This is a genomic window from Mycobacterium sp. (assembly GCF_032162105.1).
Lineage (GTDB): Bacteria > Actinomycetota > Actinomycetes > Mycobacteriales > Mycobacteriaceae > Mycobacterium.
This window is the reverse complement of sequence record NZ_JAVRPS010000552.1, coordinates 1-3,232: the sequence shown is the minus strand read 5'-3', so window position 1 is coordinate 3,232 and position 3,232 is coordinate 1. Positions and strand designations below refer to the sequence as shown.

Here is a 3,232-nt window from a genome sequence, read left to right as displayed (position 1 = left end):
GGGCCGCTCAGGACATCGCACTGCGGACGAAGGACGGCGGTTTGGTGGACCGCTTCAAGGTCACCATCCAGCCGCCCCCGAGTCATAACTGGGCCGACATCGATGCGGAGCTGACGAAGTCCGGGGCCCGCTACTCGTACCAGGTGTCCAAGGTGACCAACGGCAAGTGCACGACGTTGGCGGGCAGCAACCTCGACCAGTCGCTCCCGCTGGCGTCCATCTTCAAACTGTATGTGCTACTTGCCGTTGCGGACGCCGTCAACGCAGGCACGTTGAGCTGGACCGATCAGTTGACCATCACCGCCGAGGACAAGGCCGTCGGTTCGGCGGGCTTCGATCACCTTGCGCCCGGTTCCTCGGTGTCGGTGCACGACGCCGCCCAGCAGATGATCTCGGCGAGCGACAACATGGCCACCGATCTGCTCATCGCCCGACTCGGTCCTGGCGCCGTCGATCGGGCCCTGGTCGCGGCAGGTCACCACGACCCGGCAAGCATGACGCCGTTCCCCACCGCGCACGAGCTGTTCGCCGTGGGCTGGGGCGAGCCCGACATCCGCGAGGAGTGGCAGAAGGCCGTCCATCAAGCTGGACCAGAGGGCCGCACCCGGCTGCTGGAACAGACGAACAAGAACCCCTACGAGCCCGACCCGAACCGAACCCACACGCCCGCATCGGGATTCGGCGCCGAGTGGTACGGAAGCGCCGCCGACATCTGCCGGGTGCACGCCGCGTTGCAGAAGGCAGCGGTCGGGCCCGCGGCACCGGTCCGCGACATCCTGTCGGCCATCCCCGGCATCGATCTGGACCAGTCGAAGTGGAACTACATCGGCGCCAAGGGCGGAAACCTCCCCGGCGACCTGACCTTCAGCTGGTACGCCGTGGACCGCACCGGCCAGCCGTGGGTGGTGAGCTTCCAGCTGAACTGGCCGCGCTACCGCAGCCAGGCGGCGGCCGGGTGGCTGCTGTCGATCGCGAAGCAGGCGTTCGGGCTCATCCCCGTCGGGTGAGTCAGCCCGTCGACCGCAACGTCCAGGCCTGCCCGCGGAAGTGCAGCACGGTGTGACTGGCCGGTCCGACGTCGACGCGCCAGAACGACCTCGCAGGCGCATCGAGCACCACCAGGATCGCCGCGCGGATCACCGACGGGTGGGTAACGGCGACCAGCCGGCCGCGCTGGCCGCTCACCGAGTCCAGCCAGCCACGTATCCGGCCGATCAGGTCGACCACCGACTCACCCCCGTGCGGCGCCTGCGCGGGTTCGGTCAACCACACGGCCAGGTCGGCGGGCAGCACCCCGCCAAGGACGTTGCCGCGCCAGGCGCCGCAGTCCAGGTCGGCCAGCCGCGGGTCGGTCTTGGCCCGCAGGCCGAGCAGGTCGGCGGTCTGGCGGGTCCGCTTCTCGGGTCCGCACAGCGCTGAATCGACCGGCCCGAGTTCGACGGTGGCGTCCACCTGACGGTGGCCGACGGCGTTCACGGACTCGTCGGTGGGAAATCGTCCGGCCGCCATCGCGTCCGTCATGGCATGGGACACCAGGGTCAGCCGGACGACCTCACTCACGTATTGAGACTCGCCGTGTCCACGCCCGTCCGCTTGCCTTCCAGCAGCCTCGAGGCCATCGCGCCGAACACCAGCCCGATCGTCGCCCACATCACGACTTGCGTTCCGAGCGAATACAGCCGGAACTGGTACAGGTCGTCGGCGGGGAAGCCTTCGAAGATGATGTTGCCGGCGTCGTCACGCAATGGACCCGGCGTCTCGTCGATGGTCGGCAGGATCAACATGACGATCGCCACGGCCACGACGTAGCTGCCCGCGGCGGCCAGCGTGGCGTTCCACGAACCCAGCCGGGCCACCAGCCTGCGCCCGAGGTACACCGCTCCCACGAACAGCGCCGCCGACAGCGCGACCATCAGCAGATACAGCAGGGTGCGCTGCCGGATGGTCTCGTCGAGGCTCACCGCAGGCGGGTTGGCCGGGTACTTCAGCCCCGGAACGACGTAGAGGCTCAACAACATTGCACCGGCGACGAGCACCGACAGGACACGAGCCGAGATGCCACCGACCCGGCCGTAGGCGACCGCGAACACGACCGCGAAGAGCGCGCCCATCGCGACGCTGAACGCGAGCACTCCAAAGCCCATGCCGATGTTGGCCTGCACGCCGCGGGTGAACAGTTCCACGCCGTGCTCGTGGCCGCCGTGCGCGGCTTCGTGCGCTTCGCCGACACCGTCCTCGAAGCCGATGGCCCGTTCGATGACGGGTTCGACGAAGATCCGCGCGAAGGCGAATGCAAGTGCTCCGGCCAGGGCGCCGGCCAACAGACCGCGCCCAATGATCTGCTTTTCCATGTGTATGGGTCCTCCTGTCTCGGGCTCGCAGAGCCGTCAGTGGCAGGGGAAGCCAAGCAGGTGACGTGCGTCGTGGACGAACTCGTGGACGTGGGTGTCGCTACCGAAGATCGACGTCGCACCCTGATCCATGCCGACGAAGTACAGCACCAGAAGTGCGAGGAAGGCAGTGGCCGAGAGCCAGACGGCGGCCCTGGTGGCCGAGAGGTCAAGTGCGGGCGCGGCGCTCCGGCGAGCGTCAGGAGTGGTCATTTGGCGGTCCTTTCGGGATTTCGCGTCCCGTATCCAAGATGGTGACGACGTCGGGTCTGACTATTCACAGTGGCGCGACCGTTCTGGATTTCCACCAGATTCCTGCGTGCGTCGATAACAGCAAGCATCATAGGCAGAGCGGATCGACGAAACCTAGGTGCCGGCGCCGTAGCCCAGCTGCTGGGCGGTGTACTTGGCGCCGTCGGTCACCGGCACGGCCTGCACCGCGGTGCCGTAGGCGCAGATCTCGGTCCACACGTCGCCCAGTTCGGTGGTGTCGAATCGCATCGCCACGATCGCGTTGCCGCCGCGAGCGCGTGCCTCGGTGATCAACCGGCCCATGGCTTCGTTCCGGCTCTCCGCGAGGTTCTTCGTCATCCCCTGCAACTCGCCACCGAACATGGATTTGAAGCCAGCACCCATCTGCGCAAAGGCATTTCGCGATCGGACCGTCAGACCGAAGACCTCTCCACACACGCGCTGGATCTCCCAGCCGGGAATGTCGTTGGTGGTGACTACCAGCATGGACGGGCCTCTCTTCGGAGTCGACGGGTTGCTCGGTGAGGATAAACCGTCGGCCCACGCAAAGGGCCCCCGACGCACGTCGGGGGCCCTTGCGTTGAACTGCG

At 67.2% G+C, this 3,232-nt stretch carries 5 protein-coding genes; 1 reads left to right on the top strand and 4 read right to left on the bottom strand.

Translation table 11 applies throughout. The features are described from left to right. Positions 1-1,007: serine hydrolase (locus tag QOC69_RS28325; RefSeq protein ID WP_526445847.1), on the top strand; the 1,007-nt coding region annotated here is incomplete at its 5' end. Position 1,008: 1 nt separating this feature from the next. Here the strand turns inward: QOC69_RS28325 and QOC69_RS28320 are convergent. The 4 genes from QOC69_RS28320 to QOC69_RS28305 all read right to left on the bottom strand — a co-directional run bounded on the left by QOC69_RS28320 (position 1,009) and on the right by QOC69_RS28305 (position 3,128). Beyond that, positions 1,009-1,560, bottom strand: coding sequence for a histidine phosphatase family protein (locus QOC69_RS28320; protein WP_526445846.1), 552 nt, complete (start codon positions 1,558-1,560; stop codon positions 1,009-1,011). Next, positions 1,557-2,351, bottom strand: coding sequence for a CbtA family protein (locus QOC69_RS28315; protein WP_526445845.1), 795 nt, complete (start codon positions 2,349-2,351; stop codon positions 1,557-1,559). Before QOC69_RS28315 ends, QOC69_RS28320 begins: the two co-directional genes overlap by 4 nt. 36 nt (positions 2,352-2,387) lie before the next feature. Then, entirely contained in the window at positions 2,388-2,603 is a 216-nt protein-coding gene (locus QOC69_RS28310; RefSeq protein ID WP_526445844.1) for a CbtB domain-containing protein, read from the bottom strand. A gap of 153 nt (positions 2,604-2,756) precedes the next feature. Next, entirely contained in the window at positions 2,757-3,128 is a 372-nt protein-coding gene (locus QOC69_RS28305) for a YbjQ family protein (protein WP_526445843.1), read from the bottom strand. Between the last annotated feature and the right edge of the window lie 104 nt (positions 3,129-3,232).